Consider the following 23079-nt stretch of genomic DNA (forward strand, 5'->3'; position numbering starts at 1 on the left):
GTTCTGCCAGGCGATGAGGGTTTGGATGAGGGGGTGGTGGGTGAGGCTGCGGGTGGGGTTGAGGCGTTCGACGAGGGCTTCGAAGGGGACGTCTTGGTGTTCGTAGGCGGCCAGGCTGCGGTGGCGTACCTGGGCCAGGAGTTGTTCGGCGGTCGGGTTGCCGGACAGGTCCACTCGCAGGATCAAGGTGTTGACGAAGAAGCCGACCATGGCCTCCAGGGCGGGGTCGGTGCGTCCGGCGATGGGGAATCCGACCGCGATGTCGGTGCTGGCGCTCAGTTGGGCCAGCACCACGGCCAGCGCGGTTTGGACCACCATGAAGCTGGTGGCGTTGTGCTTGCGGGCCAGCTCGCGGATCTGTTGCTGTAACTGTGCCGGAAAGTCCACGGCCACCGCCGCACCCCGGTGATCGGCCACCGCCGGATACGGCCGATCCGTCGGAAGCTCCAACCGGTGCGGCATCCCGGCCAGCGCACTGTCCCAGTATGCGACCTGGGCGGCGAGCGGGCTGCCGCCATCACCGAGTGCGCCGAGGTTGTTCCGTTGCCACAGTGTGTAATCGGCGTACTGGACCGGCAACGCGGCCCAGCCCGGCGCGTGGCCACCGAGGCGGCTGGCATACGCCGCGCCCACGTCGGCGGCCAGCACGCTCACCGACCAGCCATCGCCGGCGATGTGGTGCACCACGATCACCAGGACATGGTGCTGCGCTGCGATGCGGAAAAGTATGGCCCGCAACGGAATCTGGGTGGTGAGGTCGAAACTGTGGTGGGTGGTCTGCTCGATCGCCTCGGCGAGCCGGTCCTCGGTCCAGCCGGTGGCATCGACGATCTCCCAACCGAAGTCGGCTTCCCCGGCCGCCACCACCTGTTGTCGAGGGATGCCGTCGCAGGCCGGGAACACCGTCCGCAGACTCTCGTGGCGGCCCACCACATCGGCCAGCGCCTGCCCCAACGCCTCCACATCCAACGGCCCACGCGACCGCAACGCCACGGCCCGGTTGTACACCGGTGTGGGGCCCTGCAATTGATCGATGAACCACAACCGGTTCTGCGCGAACGACAACGGAACCACCGCAGGCCGCACACCGGCCACCAACGGCTTCAGCCGGCCGGAGCCGGCGTCGGCCAGCGGCGCCAGCCGGGTGATTTCCGGGGTATCGAACAACGCGCTCACCGTGAGGTGGGTGTCGAGCGCCTTGTTGATCGCGGCGACCGCCCGCATCGCCGACAGCGAGTCACCCCCCAGGTCGAAGAACGAATCGTCGACCCCCACGTGGTCGAGGCCCAGAACCTGGGCGTAGATGCCGGCCAGGACCTTCTCCGCCTTGCCGAGGCGGTCGGCATCGTGGTACTCCGGGGCCGGAAGTGCTGCGTCATCGACGTCACCGTCGGCAGTCCGCGGCATCGACGACATCAGCACCACCGCCGCGGGCACCAGGTAAGGCGGCAGTCGTTCAGCCAGAGCGGCCCGGACACCGCCGGGATCGATCAGGCCGGTCGCCGATTCGGTGAGATAGCCGACCAGTCGCCGGTCACCGGGGCGGTCTTCGCGGACGATCGCCGCCGCCTGATCGACGCCGGGAAGCTCTGCCATCGCCGCCCGGGCCTCGTCGAGGTCGATGTGATGCCCGCGGATCCGCCCTGCTTCGCCCCGCACGTGCTGCGGCGGGTCGCCACTGTTCATCCTGCTGCGCCCGCGGCGGCTAGGAACTGGTGCTTGCGTCCTGCGCCAGCCTCTCGCGCAGGCTCTTGGGCCTGATGTCCGTCCAGTTCTGCTCGACGTACTCCAGGCAGGCGGCCCGGTCGGCCTCGCCGTAGACAACGCGCCACCCCGCCGGGACATCGGCGAACACCGGCCACAGACTGTGCTGCTCCTCATCGTTTACCACGACGAAGAAGCTGCCGTTCTCGTCATCGAACGGATTGGTGCTCAACACGTTCTCCTCCCACCCGCCCTGCCAGATCGGGGATCCGCCACGACAAAGTAACACCGGTAAGAGTCGCTGTCTCAGATAACACTCGGCATAGCGGACCGGTGTGCGCACAACCGACCTGACGGCGTCGCCGCGGCGCGCAGGAAGGCGCCGAATTGCGCACTCCTCCAACCGCTGCGCTGCGATGCCACGGCCCGGCGGGTAGTGCCGGTCAGTAGCCGATCTCGTCGCAGATCGGCGGAATGATGATCAGCGCTCCGCGTGGGGTGCAGAACGGCCGGGGCCCCGGGGGCGGCGGCGGGGGCGGTGCAGGGGCGAACGCGGGCGGCGGTGCCGCCTGATGCGGGGCGCCCTGCCACGGATAGATGATGTTGGTGGTCACGTCGACGATGCCGTCGGAGTTCCAATACCAGTCATGGCAAACGTTCCAGTCCCAGCTGAGCACCTGGCTGCCGGGGATGGCTGGATCCCCCGGGCACCAATGGGTGCAGGTGAGCCCCGGTGGGCAGTTGCCGCCCTGATAGCTGGGGCCCTGCGCTTGCGCCGTGGGTGCGGCGAACCCCGCCAGTCCCACACCGCTGGTGACCACCGCCACCGCCGCGATCCGCGCCATTGAATTCATCGTCTGGGTCCTTTCGGTGCGCGCCGCCCCATGGCGTCGCCGGTGCGGTCCAGTACAGTTCCGCGCCGTCGCTACCGATCCCAAGAAGCTCCGGACGGCGGCATCCTCAGGCCTGATCGTCGGTTACCGCGCGGCGCCCCGCTGTCGTTCTGATCGGCGCTGTCCACAGTGTGACCGTGGCGGGTCCCATCGTCAGCCGATTCGCCGTCCTCGTCGGCCGAGTTCGGCGACGGGTCTGCCCCACCGGGTTGGACGTGGTCTGCCGTGCCGAGCCCGCGAAATATGCGGGAGTCGAATACAGCTGGTCGTCGGCAGGTCAGAACCTTGTTTGCCCGAGCGGGTGCGAACCCCTACAGCCCGGACTCACCCATGTTGTGCAGGATGAACGCGGGGTCCAGCGTGTCCCACAGCTGGATGTAGAGCTGTTCCTTTGCGGCGAACGCGGCCTGTTCCACGTTGAGCAGGTCGGCGATCTGGTCGTAGACGTAGTAGACGAACGACACCTGCGCCGTGGTGAGCAGAAGCTGGTTGATGGCGATCTGGGCGCCCGCCTTGTCTCCGCCGATGGCCTGGATGAGCGCGGGGAGGAACGCAGCCGCGGGCAGAACGGCATTGACGAACGGGACGACCTGGCTGGCACGGTAGGTCAGCTCGAATGCCTCGCGGAACAACGGCCTGAGCTGGCTGGGAAGAAACATGCTCGCCAGGTTGCGGGCGTCGATCAGCGCCTGCGGCATGCCGATCGGGTCTGGGTCGACGGCGCGGAACGGATCCGAACCCGGATCATCGGTGGTTTCGGTGTCGACGGCGGCCAAGAGTTGCAGGGTGCCGATGGGGTCCGCCTCCACGGGGGCCTCGACGACCGTCGACGAGGGCGACGACGGTGACAGCGGCAGTCCCGACTGGCCGCGGTTGTGCAGCAGCGCGAACGGGTCGAGGATGTTCCACGTCGTGGCGTAGAACGCCTCCTTCAGTTGCTGTGCCTCGTATTCGAGGTTGATCAGATCGGCGATCTCGTCGTAGACGTAGTACAGCACCGAGACCGGGTGGATGGTGACCAGAAGATTGTTGATCATGCTCTGGCTGGCATCGCGGAACAGCACCGGGTCGCCGCTGAGCAGATTGGGTACCTGGCCGGCGATGTTGGCGAGCGGGACCACCACGTTGACCCACGGGATCATCTGGCTGAACCGGTAGCCGGCTTCATACCCTTCTCGGACGAAGGGTTGCAGCAGCGGCACCGGTTCGAAGGCGTTGAGGATGTTCTGCTCGACGTCCCACAAGACACCCGGCATGTCGTTGGGGGCCGGTTCCGGCGGCATGGGCCGGAATGGGTTGGGGCTCCACGGCACCGGGCCGGCGGTGGCCGCCGTCGGCGCCGCCCCGTCGAGGTTGGGCTCCGTGTCATCGAGTGTGAGATCGTCGGTCGACGGCACCGTCAACGCGGCGAAGACCGTGGAGTTCCCCTCGGCGCCTTCGGGTTCGGCGACATCCTCGGCGACATTGTCGCCGAGTTCGTCGGTGGCGTCGGGCTCGTCGATGTCCTCGGAGACCGCGTCGTCGAGTTCGTCGCTGTCTTCGGCGACCTCGTCGTCGAGTACGTCGGCGTCTTCGTCGTCTGAGTCGGTCTCGGGCTCGGCAGAATTGGCAGCGGCGAACTGGCTCGTCAGCTTCCGGACGGCCTCAGCCGGATCGAACTTGGCTCCGGCCTTGGGGCCGGCCTCGGCGCCGGCATCGTTGTCATTGGCACCCTTGTCGTCCGAAGCGGGCTTCTCGGACGGCGACGAAGACGATTCGCCGGGTGTGTCGGCGTGGGCGGTGCCCTGTCCGGAGACCGCGATGGCCGCCCCCACGCCGGCGGCAACCGCGACGCCGCTGAGATAGCCGATGTACCTCGGATAACCGATGTACTTTGCTGACGCCATTGCTGCCCCTTCGTTGGCCATGGGAAGTGTAAAGGGTACGGGCAAACTCGGCACAGCAACCTTGCCACCTGTGTTGTCAGTCGACCGAATCGGTCAGGCGCCTTCGCCGGCGCCCGGCGCCGGGTGGGCACGAAGGCCGTCTCGATGTCACCGTGTCGACGAAGTCGCACTCGTCGTGGTGCTGCGGCAAGGTCCAAGCAGGCCATCCGTGAAGGTCGAGGCTAGTGTGTCTCGAGGGGATGGGAGAAAGGTCCAAGCAGGCCATCCGTGAAGGTCGAGGCTAGTGTGTCTCGAGGGGATGGGAGACGACAGTGACAAGGACCGGCGCAACCCGCACGCCGCTCGAAGCCGTGCAGGAGTTCGTGCGCTCATACAACGCGCATGACAAGCAGGCCAACCACGCAACGGTGTCTCACGAATTCGTTCGGTACGGCAGCGTGACCGGCTGGCAGCCAATGGGTTACGAGTCGTACAAGGAGATCTTTGATCCGTTCCTCAAGGCATTTCCCGATTTCCATTGGGAAGTAACGAATCTGGTACCGGCCGGTGCCTGGGTGGCCGCCGAGGTGATCGAAAGTGCGACATTCGCCGACGACTATCACTTCCGGCCCGACATGATCATCAAGGCAACCGGTAAGTCCTACGTCTGCCACTACGCCATATTCTTCAAGGTGAACGACGGATTGATCACCGAGTACCACTTCTACGAGGACCCCACTTTCGCCACGCAGCTCGGGATCGACATGGAGTCCATCGAGATGGACACCTAGACCGTTCCACATTGGGTCGCATACCGCCGCGTATGCTCCCGGTCGACGATCGCAGTCCGGCACGGGAGCAACGAGTGAGGGTGCTTGCGGGTGTCTTGCTCGTGGTGGCGGCCCTGGCCGGCTGCGCCGGAGGTCCCGCAAACGACGGCGCCACGAACCCCGCGACTCCTGCCCCAGCGACGCCGGGAGCCGCCACTCCCACGGTCCCCGACACGGCGCATCCCGTCTCTGATGCCGAATTGCAGGCCGCTATCCGCGCTGCCTCGCCGGGATTCGACACGGCCTCCGCCGGTGGTGAGGCGCGCTACGCCGCGGTCCGCGCAGACCTCAACGGCGATGGCCGCGATGAGGTCCTCACCTACCTGATGGGTCCGTACTTCTGCGGCACCGGGGGCTGCACCTTGTTGGTCTTCGACCAGGGGATGGACGGCTATTCGCTGCTCGCCGATATGGCAACGACTCGCCCGCCGGTGATCGTGGCGCCCAGCGCCGAGGGCTACGCCGATGTGTGGACCATGCAGTCCGGTGGCGGCGCCCCGGCCGAGTACGTGCAGCACGTCTTCACCGACGGCAGGTACGTCGAGCAGGCCCACGTCCCGGCCGACGAGGTTCCGGCCGGTGCGACGGTGCTCTCCGAGAACACGGACTTCGCCGAAGGCCGATTGCTTGAACCCCGCGGCTGACCGAGGGCTGCGTCAGGGCTGGGCTCGACCTTTCTTGCTGAGCCGGAACGCCGGCGGGAACTGCTCGTCGTTGCTCTTGACCGAATCGGTCAGACCGTTCGTGAGCACCGACCCAGTGAGTTCGAAGTCGGGCTTGACCTGGGCGCCGAGTGATTCGATCAGGCCGGTGATCAGGGCGCCCATGTACTCCCCCTGGAACTGCTCGAGGACGTGGAAGAAGGTCTTCTGGATGTGCACCGAGTCGGTCGGGCGGGTCCGTGCGCACACCCTGCTGTAGGTGGCGACCTCGGCCTCGGGTTGGTCGCGCGGGACCACCTTGTTGACGAAGTCGCACTCGTACATCTCCTGCGCGGTGATCGGCCTTCCGGTGAACAGCATCTCCTGAGGCAGCCGTTCTCCGTGAACTCCGCAATACCCGCATGACGACGATATGGTCGGAGCACGACGCCCCGCGCGTCGGCAAGTCCGGACGGCCTTCGATCCGGGCATTTTTCGAGAAGCTGGTCGATCACTACACCTCGGCCCCCGAAGTCAACGTGGGGGAATGGATCCGGCGAGGCGTGATGGCGGGCGCCGCCGAGGACGAACTTCGCCTCGCCATCGCGATGATGTACACCATGGTCGATTCCTTCATGCACCTCTGGTTGGTCGACGGCTGGCACCTGGATCACGATGCCGCTATCGAGGCGATGACCGACGCGCTCCACGCCACCATGCGGTAGCCTGCCGGAGCCCCGCATGTCCGCAGACGCGAACTTGCGGTTCAGCGCCCTTTTGTAGGCTTTGGGGATGCCGTATCAGGACGGCGATGTTTTCGCCGGTTACACCATCCAGCGGCTGCTCGGCGCCGGTGGAATGGGTGAGGTGTATCTGGCCCGGCATCCCCGGCTGCCGCGGCTGGATGCGCTGAAGATCCTGTCGCTGGGGGCCACCGGCGACGAGAACTTCCGGGCCCGGTTCATCCGCGAGGCGGACCTGGCCGCCACGCTGTGGCATCCCCACATCGTGGGCGTGCACGACCGCGGCGAATACGATGGCCGGCTGTGGATCTCGATGGACTACGTCGAGGGCACCGACGCCCGGCAGCTGCTCATGCAGAAGTACCCGTCCGGGATGCCCTACGACGACGTCGTCGAGATCGTCACCGCCGTCGCCGAAGCCCTCGACTTCGCCCATGAGCGCCGACTGCTGCACCGCGACGTCAAGCCGGCCAACATCCTGCTCACCGAGCCCTCCGGCGGCGCCAGGCGGCGCATCCTGCTCACCGACTTCGGCATCGGCCGCGAAACCGACGACGTCGACGGACTCACCGACGTCGACATCGCGCTGGGCACCGTCAGCTACGCCGCTCCCGAACAGCTCATCAGCAACGACATCGACGGCCGGGTCGACCAGTACGCGCTGGCCGCGACGGCGTATCACCTGCTCACCGGGGTGCCGCTGTTCGACCACACCAACCGGGTGGTCGTGGTCGGCAACCACCTCAAGACGCCGCCGCCGAAGCTGTCCGCCCGCCGGCCCGACCTCGCCCACCTCGACGCCGTGCTGGCCAAGGCGCTGAGCAAGGACCCCGCCGACCGCTACCCGACCTGCACCGCCTTCGCGCAGGCGCTGGCGGGCGGCGAGCAGGCCGCCGGGCCACCCGCACGGGCCGTGCCCGACTCGACGCCGACCGCCGCGCTGGACACCCCCGAGCCGGGGATGCGCACCCCGGGGATGCGCACCCCGGGTATTCATACCTCGGCCTTCGATGTGGCCGCCGACCTGCGGCGCAATCCGCTGGATCACACCATGCGCCTGACCCCGATGGCCGTCCACGGCACCGCCCGCGACGTCCGGAAACAGTCGGCCGGCCCCGGTGACGACCAGGAGGTCTGGACCTTCGCCGTCGAGCAGGACGGCTCGACAGAGGCGCCGGGCACTCTCGTCCCGGTCGAACTTCGCGGCACGTCGATCTCCGGCCGGCTGGCCGACGGCGACCTGGTCGAGGTGCACGGGTTGTGGGACGGTGCCACGCTGCTCGGCGAATCGGTGGTCAACCGGTCGGTGCGGACCGACCGGCGCCGGGGCCCGGGACCGTTCGCGGTGTCGTCGGACACCTCCCCGCAGCCGCCACCTCCCCCGCGGGACAAGGGCCGGGCTACCCGCGCCGTCGTCGTCACCATGGCGGCGGTGGTGGTGGTCGCGGTAGCGGTGGCCGCGGTGCTGACGCACGGTTTCGGGCTGTGGGCACCTGCGAGCGGGCCGGGTCCGGTCGTCACGCCGACGAGCGCGACGGTGTTCTCCCCCGGCGGGGCACCGGACCACCCTGACGAGGCCGGCCTCGCCGTCGACGGCAACCCGGACACGGCGTGGCACAGTGACACCTACGTCGACGCGAAGCCCTTCCCGGTGTTCAAGCAAGGGGTTGGTCTGATCCTGCAACTGCCCGAGTCCACCGGAATCGGCGCGGTGACGATCGACGTGGCCAGCACGGGCACCGAGGTGCAACTCCGGGCCGCCGACAGCGCGGACCCGGCCGGCCTCGACGACACCACGCCGCTCACCGGTGACGTGGCGCTTCAGCCCGGTCAGAACCGCATCAGCGTCGACGACCACACCCCCACCGAGGACCTTCTGGTGTGGATCCCGACCCTGGGCACGATCGACGGCCAGAGCCGTACCGAGATCTCCGAGATCACCGTCGAGTCGGCCGGCTGAACCCCTCGGGCGCCGGGGTTGCGCACCGCGGCGGGTAGCCTGGCGGACCGTGAGAACCTCTCGGATGCCGTCCGGCGTCGCTGTCCTGGCCTGCGCGGCCGGGCTCGCCCTCGCCGTGACCTCGTGCGGCACGGCCACGGAGACGTCGTCGGCCAGCACCCCCACCGTCGCGGAAGCCCCGCCCACCGTTGCGGACGCCCCGTCCACCGTCACGGACGCCCCGCCCGCCGTCAGCGGGTGCCCGACCGCGCCGCCGGAGGCCGGCGGCACCCCGGACTGGACCCTGCCCGGGGCGACCGGCAGCGTCGCGGTCACGGGATCGACCGACACCGCGGCCCCGCTGGTCGACGTCACCGCGCCGTTCAGTGTGACCGACACCCAGGTGCACACCCTGCAGGCCGGCACCGGCCCGGTCGTCGGCGACACGGCCACCGTCTCCGTCTGCTACATGGGCGTCAACGGCCGCGACGGCACGGTGTTCGACAGCAGCTACGAGCGGGGCGCCCCGGTGGAGTTCCCGCTGGAGGGGGTCATCCCGGGATTCCAGAAGGCCATCGCCGGGCAGACGGTCGGATCGACCGTCGCGGTAGCGATGACCTCGGCCGACGGGTACCCCGACGGTCAGCCCGCCGCCGGAATCCAGCCCGGCGACTCGTTGATCTTCGCGCTGGAGATCCTGGACGCCACGGGCTGAGCCCCGGCGGTCGGCCGGGCCATCATGGAGGGTGTGGAGTCGACCCGGGTGGACCGGTGGTTGTGGGCGGTCCGGCTGACCAAGACCCGGCCGGACGCGGCCGCCGCGTGCCGGGGCGGCCATGTGCGGATCAACGACCGGCCGGCCAAGCCGTCGACCGCGGTGTCGCCCGGGGACCGGGTCGTCGCCCGCATCGGTGAGCGGACGCGGATCGTCGAGGTCGTGCGGGTGATCCAGAAACGCGTCGGCGCCGCCGATGCGATCGCCTGCTACCTCGACCGGACTCCACCGCCGCCCCCGGCGCAGCCCGCGCTGGCGGTGCGCGACCGCGGCGCCGGCCGTCCGACCAAACGCGACCGCCGGGCACTGGAGAAGTGGCGCCGCTCCGGCGGCTTCTGACCCCCGATCCTCACGCCACCACCCACAGGGCCAGCGCGACGACGAACGCCGACAGGCCGAGGGTGGTTTCCATGACCGTCCAGGTCTTGAGCGTGGTCTTGACGTCCAGCCCGAAGAACCGGCTGACCAGCCAGAAGCCCGAATCGTTGACATGGGACAGCACGGTGGCGCCCGCCGCGATCGCGATCACCAGCAACGAGATCTGGAAATTGCTCAGGCCGGCATCGGCGACCGCGGCACTGATTAGACCGGCCGTCGTGGTCAGTGCGACGGTGGCCGAGCCCTGCGCGACGCGCAGCAGCGTGGCGATCAGGAAGGCCTGCAGGATCAGCGACATGCCGAGGTTGGACAGTGAATTGCTCAGTGCGGCACCGATTCCGCTGAGCCGCAGCACACCGCCGAACATGCCGCCCGCGCCGGTGATCAGGATGATGGCGCAGATCGGGCCGAGCGCCTTGTCGAGGATGGCGCTGACGTCGGCCATCGAATGATCCCGCAGACCCAGCACCAGGGTGGCCACGATCACCGTGATCAGCAGCGCGATACTTGTGTTGCCCAGCAGCTTGAGATACTCCGCCCAGGTGGCGCCCTCCTCCACCACGCCGGCGGTCATCAGCGTGTCGATCACGGTGTTGCACGAGATCAGCACGAACGGCAGCAGCAGGATCCCGAGCACGGTCGCGAAGGGCGGGGCCGTGCGGGTCGCGGTGGCCGTCCCGCCGGAGCTGGAACCGCCGGATCCGGCCCCGCCGGCCTCCTCGTCGCGACCGCCGTTCATCTCGCCGAACAACGCGGTGGGCACATCGACGTGGACCCGGTGCCCGATCACCTGGGAGATGAGATAGGAACCCACGAACCAGGACAGCACCGCGACCGGAAAGCCGACGAGCAGCGCCAGGCCGATGCTGCCGCCCAGCACCTCCGCGGCCGCCACCGGTCCCGGATGGGGTGGCACCAGGGCGTGCATAGCGGCGAACGCACCCGCCGCCGGAAACGCGTAGAGCAGCAGCGAACCGCCGAAGCGGCGTGCGACCGTCATGATGATCGGCAGAAAGACGACCAGTCCCGCGTCGAAGAAGATCGGGAACCCGAACAGCAGCGCGGCGACCCCGATCGCCAGCGGTGCCCGTTTCTCCCCGAACCGCCCGATCAGCGTGTCGGCCAGGACCTGAGCGCCGCCGGTGATCTCGAGGAGCCGGCCGATCATGACGCCGAAGCCGACGAGCAGCGCCACCGAGCCCAGTGTGCTGGAGAACCCGTAGGACAGGGCGCTGGGGACGTCGGCGACCGGGATCCCGGCGGCCAGCGCCGTCAGCACGCTCACCAGCACCAGGGCCACGAAGGCGTGCAGCTTGACCCGCATGATGAGGAACAGCAGCAGCGCGACGGCGCCCGCGGCGATCAGGAGCAGCGTGGTCGTCCCATGGGCCGGTTCGATGGCTTCCACAAGAACCTCCGTTTCGTCGGCGCCGCGCGTGTCGCGCCCGCGCTCAGGGGTTTTTCTGATTCACGGCGGCCAGGTAGTCGTCGATGATCGCGTCGATGCCCCGGTCCACGTCGATCGCGACCCCGCGCTCGCCGGGCTCCAGCGGCTCGAGGGTGTCGAACTGGGATGCCAGCAGCGAGGCCGGCATGAAGTGACCGGGCCTGCTGGCCTGACGTCTGCCGATGACCTCGGGTGAGCCGGACAGGTGCAGGAATTCGATGTCGGCACAATGGTTGCGGAGTTGATCGCGATAGGCGCGTTTGAGTGCCGAACAACTCATCACTGCGCCGTCGGGATGGTTTGCCAGCCAGCTCCCGATCAACTCCAGCCACGGGCGACGGTCGTCGTCGTTCAGCGCTTCGCCGGCGCTCATCTTGTCGATGTTGGCCTGCGGATGGAAGTCGTCGGCGTCGGCGAACGGAACCCGCAGCCGCTGCGCGAGCGCGGCGCCCACCGTGGACTTCCCGGAGCCGGAGACCCCCATCACGACGATCGGTGCCACAGGCCATGCGTACCCGATCGTGGGCGGCGTCACACAGTGGATTCGGTCAATTTCGCGATTCCGGTGAACCCGCTGGGGTCTGCCACCTCGACCCCAATGGATCGAGGTGGCCTGGAGGCCGAGGGTGTTCGTCAGACCTACATCAAAAGTGTTGCTGCGGTTCGTGTTTCGGGTGGCGGTAAGCTCAGTCCCGTATCCATGTGGTGGTCTCGTGTGCCGGGCGTCGCGCGGTCGGCGCCGGCGGCGCGAGATCATCGGCGGGTAAGCCGATCCGGATGAGGGCCTGGGGATATGCGTTGGCATCGAACACCTCGCAGGCCAGGGCCAGGCGGTTGCCCGGATCGTGCAGCGGTTCGGTGAGCGGACAGCTCGCCAGGCCCATCGCGATGGCCGACAGCACCAGATGACTCAGCGCCTCCCCGGCCCGCAGCTGGGCGAACTCGTCGTCGTTGCCGGTGCCCAGCACGATGAGCACCGCGCCGTCGGCGCCGGGGTCGGGCGCGGCACCCCGGTAGTGCAGCCCCACGTCGCCGTCGTCCCGGTGAGACCATCGGATCTTCGGGACCACGCCGAACTCGACGCCCATGCGGGCAGTGCGGGCGTCGAGCAACTCCAGCGTGCCCGCGGGTAACCGCCGTCCGAGAAAGGGGCGCCGGTCGGAGCGGCGGCCCGAGATCGCCGCCGACAATTCGGCGTCCACCCGGCGTGGGGGTTGTTCGATGATCTCGAAAAGCGCGACGTGGCCGTCCTCGACGGGTTCGGGAAACCGGTGCACGCGCGGGAACCACCCCGCCGCGGCGAGCGCGACCACACAGTGGTCCAGTACCGCCCCGCAGCTCAGCAGCATATCGCGCGGTGCGGCCCCGGTGGCGCGGCTGTAGTCGGCGTACAGATGCAGGCCCCGGTGGTCCACCAGCCAGCGCCACGGCTGGGAGTTGCCGGCGGACGGGGCGCGGGTGGCGAGGTCCAGCACTGCCTCCAGCGTGCTCTGCATTGGAAACGCGCCCGCCACGATGCCTCACCTTGTCGCCGGAGATGGTGTGCGGCCCACAGTAGCGGGCCGGGGACCCGCCGCACCCGCGCCGCCTCACATGACGCTGATGCCGCGCGCGGCGAACTGCCCCCTGACCCGTTCGATCAGCCCGGCGTCGGGCGGCGGGGTGTCCGCGAGCAGATAGGGCTCGCCCGTCGCGACCCACTTGTCCCGGCCGAGCTGGTGAAACGGCAGCACCTCGAGCCGCTGGACCCCGTCGAGCGCGGCGACGATGTCGGCGACGGCTTCGACGTTGTCGATGCTGTCGGTCAGGCCGGGAACGAGCACGAACCGGATCCACATGGTTCTCCCCCGGGCGGACAGCCGCCGGGCGAAGTCCAACGTCGGCTGCAACGGGCGGCCGGTGACCCGCCGGTAGGTCCCGGGCAGCCCCGACTTGATGTCGAGCAACACCAGGTCGATCAGGTCGAGGTCGTCGTCGGTCAGCCGGGCGCCCATCAGGCCGTTGGTGTCCAGGGCGGTGGGGATGCCGAGGCGACGGCAGCGACGGAAGATGTTCGTCACGAATTTCGCCTGCAGCAGCGGCTCACCGCCGGAGATGGTCAGCCCTCCCCCGGTGATCTTCATGATGGTGGCGTAGCGCGCGACCCGTTCCATCACCTCGTCGACGGTGTGGCGGACCCCGTCGGCCATCCGCCAGGTGTCGGGGTTCTGGCAGTACTGGCAGCGCATGCCGCAGCCGGACAGGAACAGCGTCATGCGGGTGCCGGGGCCGTCGGCGGCGGTCACCAGGTCCCAGGAATGCACCGCGCCGCTGTCGTGGTCGACGATCCGCTCGCTGGCCGCGACTTCGCGGTCGGCGACGTGCATCGGCGGCGCGGCCGGCGGCGCGGTGGATCCCAGGGATGTGGTGTCGTCGGCCGACACGCGGCTACAGCCCGGCGTGGAACGTGCGGGACAGCACGTCGAGCTGCTGCTCGCGGGTCAGGCGGACGAAGTTCACGGCATAGCCGGACACCCGGATGGTCAGCTGCGGGTACTTCCCCGGATGCTCCATCGCGTCCTCGAGCACCTCGCGGTTGAGCACGTTGATGTTGACGTGGAAGCCGTCGGACGCGTTGTAGGCGTCCAGGATGCCGACCAGGTTGTGGATCTGTTCTTCGCGGTTACGGCCCAGGCCCGACGGCACGATCGAGGTCGTCAGCGAGATCCCGTCCTGGGCCTGCTCGTAGGGCAGCTTGGCCACCGACAGCGCCGAGGCCAGCACGCCGTGCACGTCACGTCCGTTCATCGGGTTGGCGCCGGGGGCGAACGGTTCGCCGGAGCGGCGGCCGTCGGGGGTGTTGCCGGTGTTCTTGCCGTACACCACGTTGGAGGTGATGGTCAGCACCGACTGGGTGTGGGTGGCGTTCCGATAGGTCGGCTGCGCGCGCACCTTGTCCATGAACCGGCCGACCAGGTCCACCGCGATGTCGTCGACGCGGTCGTCGTCGTTGCCGAAACACGGGAACTCGCCCTCGACCTGATAGTCGACGACCAGCCCGGTCTCGTCGCGCACCGGGCGCACCGTCGCGTACTTGATCGCCGACAGCGAGTCCGCCGCCACCGACAGCCCGGCGATGCCGCACGCCATCGTGCGCAGGATGACCCGGTCGTGCAGCGCCATCTCGATGCGCTCGTAGGCGTACTTGTCGTGCATGTAGTGGATGCAGTTGAGGGCGTCGACGTAGGTTTCGGCCAGCCAGTCCAACAGCCCGTCGTAGGCCGTCAATACCTCGTCGAAGTCGAGCACCTCCCCGGTCAGCGGCGCGCTGACGGGGGCGATCTGCTTGCCGGTCATCTCGTCGCGACCGCCGTTGACGGCGTAGAGCAGTGCCTTGGCCAGGTTGACCCGCGCGCCGAAGAACTGCATCTGCTTGCCGACCGCCATCGCCGAGACGCAGCAGGCGATCGCGGTGTCGTCGCCCCAGCACGGGCGCAGCAGCTCATCGGACTCGTACTGGATCGCCGAGGTGTCGATGGAGACCTTGGCGCAGAACTCCTTGAAGCCGGCCGGCAGGCGATCCGACCAGAGCACGGTGAGGTTGGGTTCGGGTGCCGGGCCCAGGTTGTAGAGGGTCTGCAGGAAGCGGAACGAGGTGCGGGTCACCAGCGGACGGCCGTCCTCGCCTATGCCGCCGATGGTCTCGGTGACCCAGGTGGGGTCGCCGGAGAACAGGGCGTCGTACTCGGGAGTGCGCAGGAACCGCACGATGCGCAGCTTGATGACGAAGTCGTCGACGATCTCCTGCGCCTGCGACTCGGTCAGGGCACCCTCGGCGATGTCGCGCTGCAGGTAGATGTCGAGGAAGGTCGAGGTGCGGCCCAGCGACATCGCCGCGCCGTTCTGCTCCTTGACCGCCGCGAGGTAGCCGAAGTAGAGCCACTGCACGGCTTCGCGGGCGGTGCGCGCCGGACCGGAGATGTCATATCCGTAGCCGGCGGCCATCTCCTTGAGCTCGCCGAGCGCCCGGATCTGTTCGGAGTTCTCCTCGCGGTCGCGGATGACGTCGGCGGTCGAGCGTTCCATGTCGAGCTCGATGCGCTCGAGCTTCTTGCCTTCGATCAGCGCGTCCACCCCGTACAGCGCGACGCGGCGGTAGTCGCCGATGATCCGGCCGCGTCCGTAGGCGTCCGGCAGGCCGGTGACGATGTGGGAGCTGCGGGCGGCCCGCACGTTGGGCGGGTAGACGTCGAAGACCCCGTCATTGTGGGTCTTGCGGTACTTGGTGAAGATCTCCTCCAGCTCGGGGCTGACCGGGTAGCCGTAGGTCTCCAGCTCCTTGACCACCATCCGCCAGCCGCCGAACGGCATGATCGCGCGCTTCAGCGGTGCGTCGGTCTGCAGGCCGACGATGACCTCGTTGTCCTTGTCGATGTAGCCGGGGCCGTGTGCGGTGATGGCCGCCGGGGTTTCGAAGTCGACGTCGTAGACACCCTTGCGGCGTTCCTCGGGGAACAGCTCGCTGAGCCGGGCCCAGATGGCCGTGGTGCGGTCGGTGGGCCCGGCCAGAAACGCGTCGTCGCCGTCGTAGGGGGCGTAGTTCAGCTGGATGAAATCACGGACGTCGATGCCGTCGCACCAGCCGCCGGGACTGAAGCCGCGCCACGCCCGCGCGCGGGAGTCTTTGCCATTTCCGAGGATTGAGCTGTTGACGGCTTCCGTGGTCATGTCGTGTGCACTCCATCTCCCCATTCGGCAGGTGCAGACGGTATCGACGTTACGGCGAACGGCGCGTCATCGCACGACGCGCGGGCCCATAGAGGACCTTTGGACCGCGATCGATGGCCGATGTCCCCTCATTCTGACCGTGGCTCCGGCCGCCCGAGGGCCGCTCGGTCAGCCCGGTTCGTCGTCGCGGGCCGACCAGGTGTAGCGCTGCTCCTGGGCGGTGTCGCTGCCGAGCATGAACGCCCGGTGAAAGCGGCCGGGCCGCGCGATGGTGGCCAGCCAGGTGACCACCGTGCTGACCCGGTTGCGCACCCCGGTGAGGAACGCGATGTGGATGAAGCCCCAGGCCAGCCACCCGGGCAGTCCGGCCAGCCGCAGCGGCCCGAGCTGCAACACCGCGTTGCCCCGGCTGATGTATGCCGCCGACCCGAGATCGCGGTACCGGTACGGCCGGCGGGGCTTGCCCTGCAGGTCACGCCGGATGCAGGCGGCGGCGTGCAGGCCGCCCTGCATGGCGTTCTCCGCGACACCCGGCAGGTCGTCGCGGCCGACCAGGTCGCCGATGACGAAGATCTCCGGATGGCCCGGCACCGACAAGTCGGCTTCCACGGCGATCCGGCCCGCCCGGTCGGCCGGCACGTCGAGCACGTCGGCGAGGTGGCGGGCGAACGGAACGGCCTCCACCCCGGCGGTCCAGAGCACGGTGCGCGCCGGATACCGCCGTTCCTCGCCGCTGGTCTTCGCCGTGACGGTCACACCGTCGCGCCGCACATCGGTGACGTGCACACCCAGGTGCAGCTCGACGCCGAGCCGCTCGAGGGTTTCGGTGGCCTTGCTGGACAGATCCGGCGCAAAGCTCTTCAGCACGCGGTCAGCGCCGTCGAACAACAGCACCCTGGCCTCTTCGGGTTCGATGCTATGGAACTCGTTGGCCAGTGTGCGGCTGGCCATTTCGCGGATCTGTCCGGCCAGTTCCACCCCGGTGGGGCCACCGCCGGACACCGCGAACGTCAGCCAGGCGTCACGGTCGGGTCCCGGCGGCAGCGTCTCGGCGATCTCGAACGCGGTGAACACCCGCTGGCGGATGAGCAGCGCGTCATCCAGGGTCTTCATCCCCGGTGCCCACTGCGCGAACTGTTCGTTGCCGAGGTAGGACTGCTGCATGCCGGCCGCCACGACAAGGATGTCGTAGTCGACGGTGAACGTGGAGTCGTCCGGGCGGCGGGCGGTCACCCGGCGCGGACCGGGGTCGAGTTCGACGGCCTCGCCGAGCAGGGGCGTGACGTTGTGCTGCCGGGCGAACTCCTCCCGCAGCGGGCGGCTGATGTGCCCGAGGCTCAGGGTTCCGGTGGCGCACTGGTAGAGCAGCGGCTGGAAGAGGTGCCCGGCCGAACGGTCGAGCAGCGTGATGTCGACGTCGACGCCGGCAAGGCGGCGCGCACAGAACAGGCCGCCGAACCCGCCCCCGATGATCAGCACCCTCATTCGGCCGTCGCCCACCACCATGAGGTTAGTCGGGCACCTCCTACGCTGGCATGATGTCCGACGCCGATCGCATCCGCTGGGATCGGCGGTACGCCGATCGGGCGCCGATGTCGCCGGACGACGTCGGACTGCCCACGCCGTTGGCGCCGTTCGCCGATCTGTTCCCCACCGCCGGGTTGGCACTCGACGTCGCCTGTGGATCGGGTTCGGCGGCGGTGTGGTTGGCCCGCCGCGGCATGTCCGTGCAGGGCTGCGACGTCTCCGGTGTGGCGATCGCGCATGCGCGCAGCCTCGCCGAACGGGCCGGGGTGGCCGCCCGCTGCCGATTCGACGTCGTCGACCTCGACGGCGGGCTGCCGCCGGGACCGCCGGTGAATGTGCTGATCTGCAGCAGGTTCCGCGCCCCGGACCTCGACGGCGCGATCATTCAGCGGTTGGCGCCCGGCGCCCTGTTGGCGGTCGGGGTGCTCAGCGAGGTCGGTGCGGAGCCCGGGCCGTTCCGCGCCGCAGCGGGTGAACTGGAGCGGGCGTTCGGCGCGCTGGACGTCATCACCGCCGCCGAGGGCGACGGGCAGGCCTGGCTGCTCGCACGGCGCTGAGGTTCAGGGCTCCTCGGCCGGCCGGCGGGTGGCTCCCCACAGCCCGACGCCGATGCCGATCACCGCTCCCCCGAGCCCGATCAGCTTCTGCGACGTCCTCAGCCGGTCGTGCACGCTCAGGCCGCCCCACAGATCGGCGGCGTCGGCCCCACCCGAGCCCAGAAACCAGCCCCGGGTGTCTCGTCCGCGCAGCGCCGACGACACCAACATCGCGCCGATGAGTGCGTCGCGGTAGCCCATCGAGCGCAGCAGCAGGCGGGCGGTCGGCGGTGGCTCGTCGGGATCGCCCCACCAGGCGTTGGCCCGGACCGGATCGACGAGGAACGAGACGCCCGATGCCAGGCGTAGCGCGCCGGCTGCCAAAGCTGCACGGTCCATGGTCATGCCGGGCACCCTACGCGGAGAACGCCTCCGCCAGAGCGGGTTTCGTGATGCTCAGCCGGCGGCCCACGTCTTGGCCTGGTCGAGCTCGTCGAGCGGGAACACGGCCAGCTCGCCGGGAACCATCCAGGCGAACGCGTGCAACGCGTGGGCGACCCACTCCTTGTCCGAGACCACGGCGACGCGCCGGAACGCGGAATGATGCTTGATCAGCGTGCCGAAACCCATCTTCATGTCCTCGACCAGGCCGCCCGGACCGAAGCCCTGGTAGTCGTCGGTGATCACCTCGACCATCCTGATCTCACCGGAACCGACCAGCGATTCCATCTTCGGCCGGAACTCGCGCAGCTCGCCACCGTCGACGCGGCCCGACACCCGGATTCCGACCACCCCGTCAGGCATGTCGGACAGCACCTCGATCATGGCCCCTCCTCCCGATCGCCACGAGTCTGGCACATCCGTCCGGTGTGGAATCCGGTTTTGCCCGGCAGGTGCGGGGTCGCCTCGGTGCGCGATCGACCACTTGGAGAAGATCGGGGTGTGCACCCCACCCCACTGACGGTCCCCGGGCTGCTCGCGCACAGCGTGCGGGAGTTCGGCGATCGCACCTACCTGGTCAGCCCGGCCGAGCGGCTGACCTACCGCGAAGCGGACCGGCGCTCGGCCGTGGTGGCCCGCCGCCTGCTCGCGCAGGGGGTGGGAAAGGGCACCCGGGTGGGGTTGTTCTTCCCGAACGGCGCGGACTGGGTGACCTGGTGGCTCGCGGTGTCGCGGGTCGGCGCCGTCGCGGTGCCGTTGAGCACCCTCTACCGTCCCGCCGAGATCGCCAAGGTGGTCAGGCTGGCGGACATCGGGCTGCTGGTCGCGCCGGACCGGGTCCTCGGCATCGATGTCGCAGACCGGCTGGAGGCGGCGTTTCCGGAGCTGCCGGATCAGCGCGCCGGCCGGCTGGCCCTGACCTCCGCGCCGTTCCTGCGGCAAATCGTGCTGATCGGCGACGACGGGCCCGGCTGGGCCGCCCGTCACCTCGATGACGATCCCGGGTCGGTGCCGGCCGCGGTGCTGGCGGCCGCCGAGGACGAGGTCTCGGCCGCCGATCTGGCGATCATGGTGCACACCTCGGGGTCCACGGCCGACCCGAAGGGCGTCCTGCACACCCACGGCACGCTGGTCCGGCAGACGTCGACCTGGCCGGCGGCGATCCGCGCGATCACCGATTCCACCGACCCGGTGATCCTGTGCGCGATGCCGTTCTTCTGGATCGGCGGCGTGCTGGCCGTGACCGGGGCGCTGCACGAACCGGTCACGTTGCTGGTGATGCCCCGCCTCGATGCGGGTACCGCCCTCGATCTCGCCGAGGCCGAGCGGGCCACCGGAATCGTGGGATGGCCGGCCTTCACCCAGCGCATCCGCGAGCACCCCAGCTTCGCCGACCGGGATCTGTCCGCCGCCCCGATGCTGCGCGAAGGTCCGCTCGACATCGCGATGACCGATGTGCCCGAAGGGTTTCCGATCCACCGGACGATGTCGGAGACGGCGGGCGGCTTCGCCTACACCGAGATGCGGATCGTCGACGAGCACGGGGCGCCGGTGCCCGTCGGCGCCGTCGGCGAGTTGCTGGTCCGCGGCGTCGGCGTGATGGCCGGCTATAACAAGAAGGAGCGCGGCGAGACTTTCGACGCCGACGGCTGGTATCACACCGGCGACCGGGTGTTCCGCAGGCCCGGCGATCCGCGGTTGTTCTACGTCGGCCGCACCGGCGAGCTGATCAAGACCGCGGGCGCCAATGTGTCCCCGCTGGAGGTCGAGGCGGTCATCGAGGGATTCGACGATGTCGCACAGTGCGTCGTGGTCGGCGTGGATCACCCCGAACGCGGCGAGGAGGTCTGCGCGGTGGTGGTGCCGGTCGGGCCCGCTCTCGACGTCGACTCGCTGGCCCGGCGTACCGGGGAAGCGGTGTCGTCCTACAAGGTGCCGACCCGGTGGACCGTCGTGTCCAGCGCGCAGATTCCCACGCTGCCCAGTGGCAAGCTGGACCGGAAGGCGTTGCGCGCATGGGTGATCGAGAACTCGGGGTGAACTGCTGTGGCCGAACGCATCACCTTCCCCAGCACCACCGGGCCCACGCTGGCGGGGCTGATCGACCCGCCCGAGGGCGAGCTGCGCGGCTGGGGCGTGTTCGCGCACGGCTTCACCCTCGGCAAGGACAGCCCGGCGGCCAGTCGGATCTGCAAGCAACTGGCCCGCGAGGGTGTCGGCATGCTGCGCTTCGACGCCCTGGGCCTGGGACATTCGGAAGGCGACTGGGGCGACGGATCGTTCTCCCACAAGGTCGCGGACATCGCGCGCGCCGTGCAGTTCATGAACGACTCGGGGCGCGAGGTTCGCCTGCTGGTCGGTCATTCGTTCGGCGGCTCCGCGGTGATCGCCGCGGCGCACGCCTGCCCGACGGCGGCGGCGGTGGTCACCATCGGTGCACCGTTCGATCCCGGCCATGTCGAACACATCTACGACGCGCTGGTGGGCCGGATCGAGGCCGAGGGCGAGGCCCAGCTGCTGATCGGCGGAAAGGCGCTGACGCTGCGACGCCACTTCGTCGAGGACGTCCGCACCGCGGATCTGCGCGAATGCATCATGACGTTGCGCCGCCCGCTGCTGGTGATGCACTCGCCCACCGACAACACCGTCGGCATCGCCAACGCCAGCGAGATCTTCCGTACCGCGCGGCACCCGCGCAATTTCATCTCGCTGGAGGGCGCCGACCATCTGCTCACCGGCCGTAACCAGGCGGCCCGGGCGGCCCGGATCATCAGTGCCTGGGCAGATCAGTACCTGTGAGACCCGGGAGCGGGGCCCCGTCGGCCCCGCCGGCCGCATCGAAGGTTTTCCGAGGGACGGCCTCTACAGTCATGGCGTGACGCACGTGAGCCCGTCGGGTGACGAGGTCCAGCTGGCGGCCGGACACGTCGGCGCGACGGTCGCCCAGCTGCAGCGCCGGATCGAGGCCCGGTTCGGTGAGCGCGGCCTGACCAAGGCGTCGCGCGACCTCGGCCGGCTGGTCGTGCTGGTCGATGACGAAGCGAGCCAGTCGCACCTGCGACTGCGCCGCACGACGCTGGCGGCCCGGGCGACGAGCATCACGATCATCGTGGCCACCCTCGGCGCGCTGGCGTTCAGCCTGCGCTCGGCGGTCCTCGACGGCCTGGCGAACTCCGCCGACTGGGTGCCCCTGGTGGAGAGCGTGATCAACGACCTGGTGTTCGCCGCCATCGCGGTGGTGTTCCTGTGGGCGTTTCCGGAACGACTGGAAAGGCGCGCGCTGCTGCGGCTGCTGCACCGCCTGCGCTCCCTCGCCCACGTCATCGACATGCATCAGCTGTCGAAGGATCCGGAACAGGTCAACCCGTCCTACTCACCCACGTCGGAGAGCGTGCCGCACGGCCTCGACGCCGACCAGCTGTACCACTACCTCGACTACTGCTCGGAGATGCTGAGCCTGACCGCCAAGACCGCCGCGCTGTGCGCCGAGCACACCACCGATGGTGTCGTGCTCGAAACGGTGTCCTACGTCGAAACCCTCACCACCGAGCTGTCCAACAAGATCTGGCAGAAGATCTCGCTGCTGCCGCGCGGGGTCGAGCGAACATAGACTTCTGCGCCGTGCCTGTCATGCGCGTCCTGGCGATCCACGTCTCCCCTGGGCGCGGTGTGCCGATGCGTTCGGTCGACTCGGTCGACGCCGAGGCCGGCAGGGGGCTCGTCGGCGACCGCTACCACGGCGCCAGGCACCGCCACGTCACCATCCAGTCGCGGGAGTCGCTCGATCAGGCGGCGGCCGAGCTGGGGCGTGACATCGACCCCGGTGCGACGCGGCGAAACATCACCGTCGACGCCGGGGAGATCCCGACGAGGCCGGGCAGCCGGGTGCGCGTCGGCGCGGTGGAACTCGAGGTGGTGCGGGTGGCAGCCCCCTGCCGGCTTCTCGACGACGGGATCGGGCCGGGAGCGGCAGCGGCGCTGCGCGCACGTGCCGGCACGGTGTTCCGGGTTCTCACGTCGGGCCGCATCACGGTCGGCGACGGGGTGGTCCCCGCCGGATAGTTCCCGCCGGTCAGCTCCCGTCGCCGCCTTCCTCGGCGGGCAGCGGAGGGGGCAGCGGCGTCGTCGGTGTCGATGTTGCGGCCGGGGCCCCTGTCGTGCCCGACGCCGTGCCCGCGGTGTGGAAGTCGATCATCTTCTCGTCGCGGATCACCCGATGGCCCGAGCTGATCACCAACGCGCTGGAAGTCACCATGTACTCGATGCCGTCATTGCTGGCGGTGTAGGCGCCGTCGGACGAGCGGGACGCCGGCAGGATGAGCCGGGCGCCGTCGCGGACGCGCACTCCGCGGTACTCGTAGTCGCCGTCCGGGCTGCGGCAGATCGCGACCCTGGACGTGCCGGTGCTGCCGAAGACGACGACGGTGTCCGGTGAGGTGCACCGGGCGGTGGAGTCGACGTAGCCCCCGCTGTCGGTGTCCGGCACCGCCCGGGCGGCCGGTGCGGCGAGCAGGAGCAGCAGAATGCCGGTCGCCGCGGCGGCCGGTGCGCGGGTGTGGGATCGGAGCACGCGGTGGCAGGTCATCACTGTCCACCAGAGCACGTCGGGGCGGATCGCGCGATCGCCGAACGCCGATGATCACTGCATCGTTG

General features: G+C 69.2%; 24 protein-coding genes and 1 pseudogene. 11 read left to right on the forward strand and 14 right to left on the reverse strand.

Going from position 1 to position 23079, the window contains the following annotated elements:
• From JDV09_RS20455 to JDV09_RS20470, 4 genes and pseudogenes are all read right to left on the reverse strand, one after another.
• Positions 1 to 1650 (reverse strand): annotated as a pseudogene (locus JDV09_RS20455) (condensation domain-containing protein); the annotation flags it as partial.
• A 55-nt stretch (positions 1651 to 1705) separates the two neighbouring features.
• On the reverse strand, positions 1706 to 1936 hold the full coding sequence (locus tag JDV09_RS20460) for an MbtH family protein (RefSeq protein ID WP_221370972.1): 231 nt from the start codon (positions 1934 to 1936) through the stop codon (positions 1706 to 1708).
• Positions 1937 to 2147: 211 nt separating this feature from the next.
• Positions 2148 to 2558 carry a hypothetical protein gene (locus JDV09_RS20465; protein ID WP_255605722.1) on the reverse strand — a complete coding sequence of 137 codons (411 nt, stop codon included), beginning with the start codon at positions 2556 to 2558 and terminating at the stop codon, positions 2148 to 2150.
• A gap of 350 nt (positions 2559 to 2908) precedes the next feature.
• Positions 2909 to 4483: a hypothetical protein gene (locus JDV09_RS20470; protein ID WP_221370973.1), complete on the reverse strand. Its 1575-nt coding sequence runs from the start codon at positions 4481 to 4483 to the stop codon at positions 2909 to 2911.
• A 311-nt stretch (positions 4484 to 4794) separates the two neighbouring features.
• On the opposite strand from JDV09_RS20470, the gene JDV09_RS20475 reads away from it, so the two are divergent.
• Both JDV09_RS20475 and JDV09_RS20480 read left to right on the forward strand, forming a co-directional pair.
• Positions 4795 to 5253 (forward strand): ester cyclase, encoded by a 459-nt coding sequence (locus JDV09_RS20475; protein WP_221370974.1) that lies wholly within the window; start codon positions 4795 to 4797, stop codon positions 5251 to 5253.
• Positions 5254 to 5492: 239 nt separating this feature from the next.
• Complete coding sequence (locus tag JDV09_RS20480) at positions 5493 to 5936, forward strand: COG3650 family protein (RefSeq protein ID WP_221370975.1); 444 nt, start codon at positions 5493 to 5495, stop codon at positions 5934 to 5936.
• A gap of 12 nt (positions 5937 to 5948) precedes the next feature.
• Here JDV09_RS20480 and JDV09_RS20485 read toward each other — a convergent pair whose 3' ends face one another.
• Positions 5949 to 6314, reverse strand: a complete 366-nt coding sequence (locus JDV09_RS20485; protein WP_221370976.1) for a hypothetical protein — start codon at positions 6312 to 6314, stop codon at positions 5949 to 5951.
• Between the two features lie 41 nt (positions 6315 to 6355).
• Here JDV09_RS20485 and JDV09_RS20490 point away from each other — a divergent pair, with 41 nt between their 5' ends.
• The 4 genes from JDV09_RS20490 (at position 6356) to JDV09_RS20505 (ending at position 9729) form a co-directional block, all read left to right on the forward strand.
• Positions 6356 to 6658 carry a hypothetical protein gene (locus tag JDV09_RS20490; protein ID WP_221370977.1) on the forward strand — a complete coding sequence of 101 codons (303 nt, stop codon included), beginning with the start codon at positions 6356 to 6358 and terminating at the stop codon, positions 6656 to 6658.
• 67 nt (positions 6659 to 6725) lie between these two features.
• Complete coding sequence (locus tag JDV09_RS20495; RefSeq protein ID WP_221370978.1) at positions 6726 to 8636, forward strand: serine/threonine-protein kinase; 1911 nt, start codon at positions 6726 to 6728, stop codon at positions 8634 to 8636.
• A 49-nt stretch (positions 8637 to 8685) separates the two neighbouring features.
• Positions 8686 to 9330 carry an FKBP-type peptidyl-prolyl cis-trans isomerase gene (locus tag JDV09_RS20500; protein ID WP_372452988.1) on the forward strand — a complete coding sequence of 215 codons (645 nt, stop codon included), beginning with the start codon at positions 8686 to 8688 and terminating at the stop codon, positions 9328 to 9330.
• Positions 9331 to 9363: 33 nt separating this feature from the next.
• Complete coding sequence (locus JDV09_RS20505; RefSeq protein ID WP_221370979.1) at positions 9364 to 9729, forward strand: Hsp15 family ribosome-associated heat shock protein; 366 nt, start codon at positions 9364 to 9366, stop codon at positions 9727 to 9729.
• A gap of 10 nt (positions 9730 to 9739) precedes the next feature.
• On the opposite strand, the gene JDV09_RS20510 is transcribed toward JDV09_RS20505, so the two are convergent.
• The 6 genes from JDV09_RS20510 to JDV09_RS20535 all read right to left on the reverse strand — a co-directional run bounded on the left by JDV09_RS20510 (position 9740) and on the right by JDV09_RS20535 (position 17407).
• Complete coding sequence (locus tag JDV09_RS20510; RefSeq protein ID WP_221370980.1) at positions 9740 to 11176, reverse strand: GntP family permease; 1437 nt, start codon at positions 11174 to 11176, stop codon at positions 9740 to 9742.
• 43 nt (positions 11177 to 11219) lie between these two features.
• Entirely contained in the window at positions 11220 to 11699 is a 480-nt protein-coding gene (locus tag JDV09_RS20515) for a gluconokinase (RefSeq protein ID WP_221371006.1), read from the reverse strand.
• Positions 11700 to 11901: 202 nt separating this feature from the next.
• Positions 11902 to 12729, reverse strand: coding sequence for a nitroreductase family protein (locus tag JDV09_RS20520; protein WP_221370981.1), 828 nt, complete (start codon positions 12727 to 12729; stop codon positions 11902 to 11904).
• 75 nt (positions 12730 to 12804) lie between these two features.
• Positions 12805 to 13638, reverse strand: coding sequence for a pyruvate formate-lyase-activating protein (gene pflA / locus JDV09_RS20525; RefSeq protein WP_308124187.1), 834 nt, complete (start codon positions 13636 to 13638; stop codon positions 12805 to 12807).
• Between the two features lie 4 nt (positions 13639 to 13642).
• A complete protein-coding gene (gene pflB, locus JDV09_RS20530; protein ID WP_308124188.1) occupies positions 13643 to 15946 on the reverse strand; it encodes a formate C-acetyltransferase in 2304 nt (767 codons plus the stop codon).
• Positions 15947 to 16090: 144 nt separating this feature from the next.
• The gene (locus JDV09_RS20535; protein WP_221371008.1) at positions 16091 to 17407 is read right to left on the reverse strand and encodes an NAD(P)/FAD-dependent oxidoreductase; all 1317 of its coding nucleotides are present in this window, start codon (positions 17405 to 17407) and stop codon (positions 16091 to 16093) included.
• Between the two features lie 53 nt (positions 17408 to 17460).
• Between JDV09_RS20535 and JDV09_RS20540 the strand changes: the two genes are divergently transcribed.
• On the forward strand, positions 17461 to 18006 hold the full coding sequence (locus JDV09_RS20540) for a class I SAM-dependent methyltransferase (RefSeq protein ID WP_221370983.1): 546 nt from the start codon (positions 17461 to 17463) through the stop codon (positions 18004 to 18006).
• A gap of 3 nt (positions 18007 to 18009) precedes the next feature.
• On the opposite strand, the gene JDV09_RS20545 is transcribed toward JDV09_RS20540, so the two are convergent.
• The gene (locus JDV09_RS20545) at positions 18010 to 18390 is read right to left on the reverse strand and encodes a DUF4267 domain-containing protein (protein WP_221370984.1); all 381 of its coding nucleotides are present in this window, start codon (positions 18388 to 18390) and stop codon (positions 18010 to 18012) included.
• 51 nt (positions 18391 to 18441) lie between these two features.
• Positions 18442 to 18810, reverse strand: a complete 369-nt coding sequence (locus JDV09_RS20550) for a SpoIIAA family protein (protein ID WP_221370985.1) — start codon at positions 18808 to 18810, stop codon at positions 18442 to 18444.
• A gap of 117 nt (positions 18811 to 18927) precedes the next feature.
• Here JDV09_RS20550 and JDV09_RS20555 point away from each other — a divergent pair, with 117 nt between their 5' ends.
• The 4 genes from JDV09_RS20555 (at position 18928) to JDV09_RS20570 (ending at position 22488) form a co-directional block, all read left to right on the forward strand.
• The gene (locus JDV09_RS20555) at positions 18928 to 20466 is read left to right on the forward strand and encodes a class I adenylate-forming enzyme family protein (RefSeq protein ID WP_221370986.1); all 1539 of its coding nucleotides are present in this window, start codon (positions 18928 to 18930) and stop codon (positions 20464 to 20466) included.
• Positions 20467 to 20472: 6 nt separating this feature from the next.
• Positions 20473 to 21225, forward strand: a complete 753-nt coding sequence (locus JDV09_RS20560; protein ID WP_221370987.1) for an alpha/beta hydrolase family protein — start codon at positions 20473 to 20475, stop codon at positions 21223 to 21225.
• A 76-nt stretch (positions 21226 to 21301) separates the two neighbouring features.
• Entirely contained in the window at positions 21302 to 22036 is a 735-nt protein-coding gene (locus JDV09_RS20565; RefSeq protein ID WP_221370988.1) for a hypothetical protein, read from the forward strand.
• A gap of 20 nt (positions 22037 to 22056) precedes the next feature.
• A complete protein-coding gene (locus JDV09_RS20570) occupies positions 22057 to 22488 on the forward strand; it encodes an MOSC domain-containing protein (protein WP_221371009.1) in 432 nt (143 codons plus the stop codon).
• 10 nt (positions 22489 to 22498) lie between these two features.
• Here JDV09_RS20570 and JDV09_RS20575 read toward each other — a convergent pair whose 3' ends face one another.
• A complete protein-coding gene (locus JDV09_RS20575; protein WP_221370989.1) occupies positions 22499 to 23011 on the reverse strand; it encodes a hypothetical protein in 513 nt (170 codons plus the stop codon).
• Positions 23012 to 23079: the final 68 nt, after the last annotated feature.

It is taken from the genome of Mycolicibacterium xanthum (genome assembly GCF_019710635.1).
Lineage (GTDB): Bacteria > Actinomycetota > Actinomycetes > Mycobacteriales > Mycobacteriaceae > Mycobacterium > Mycobacterium xanthum.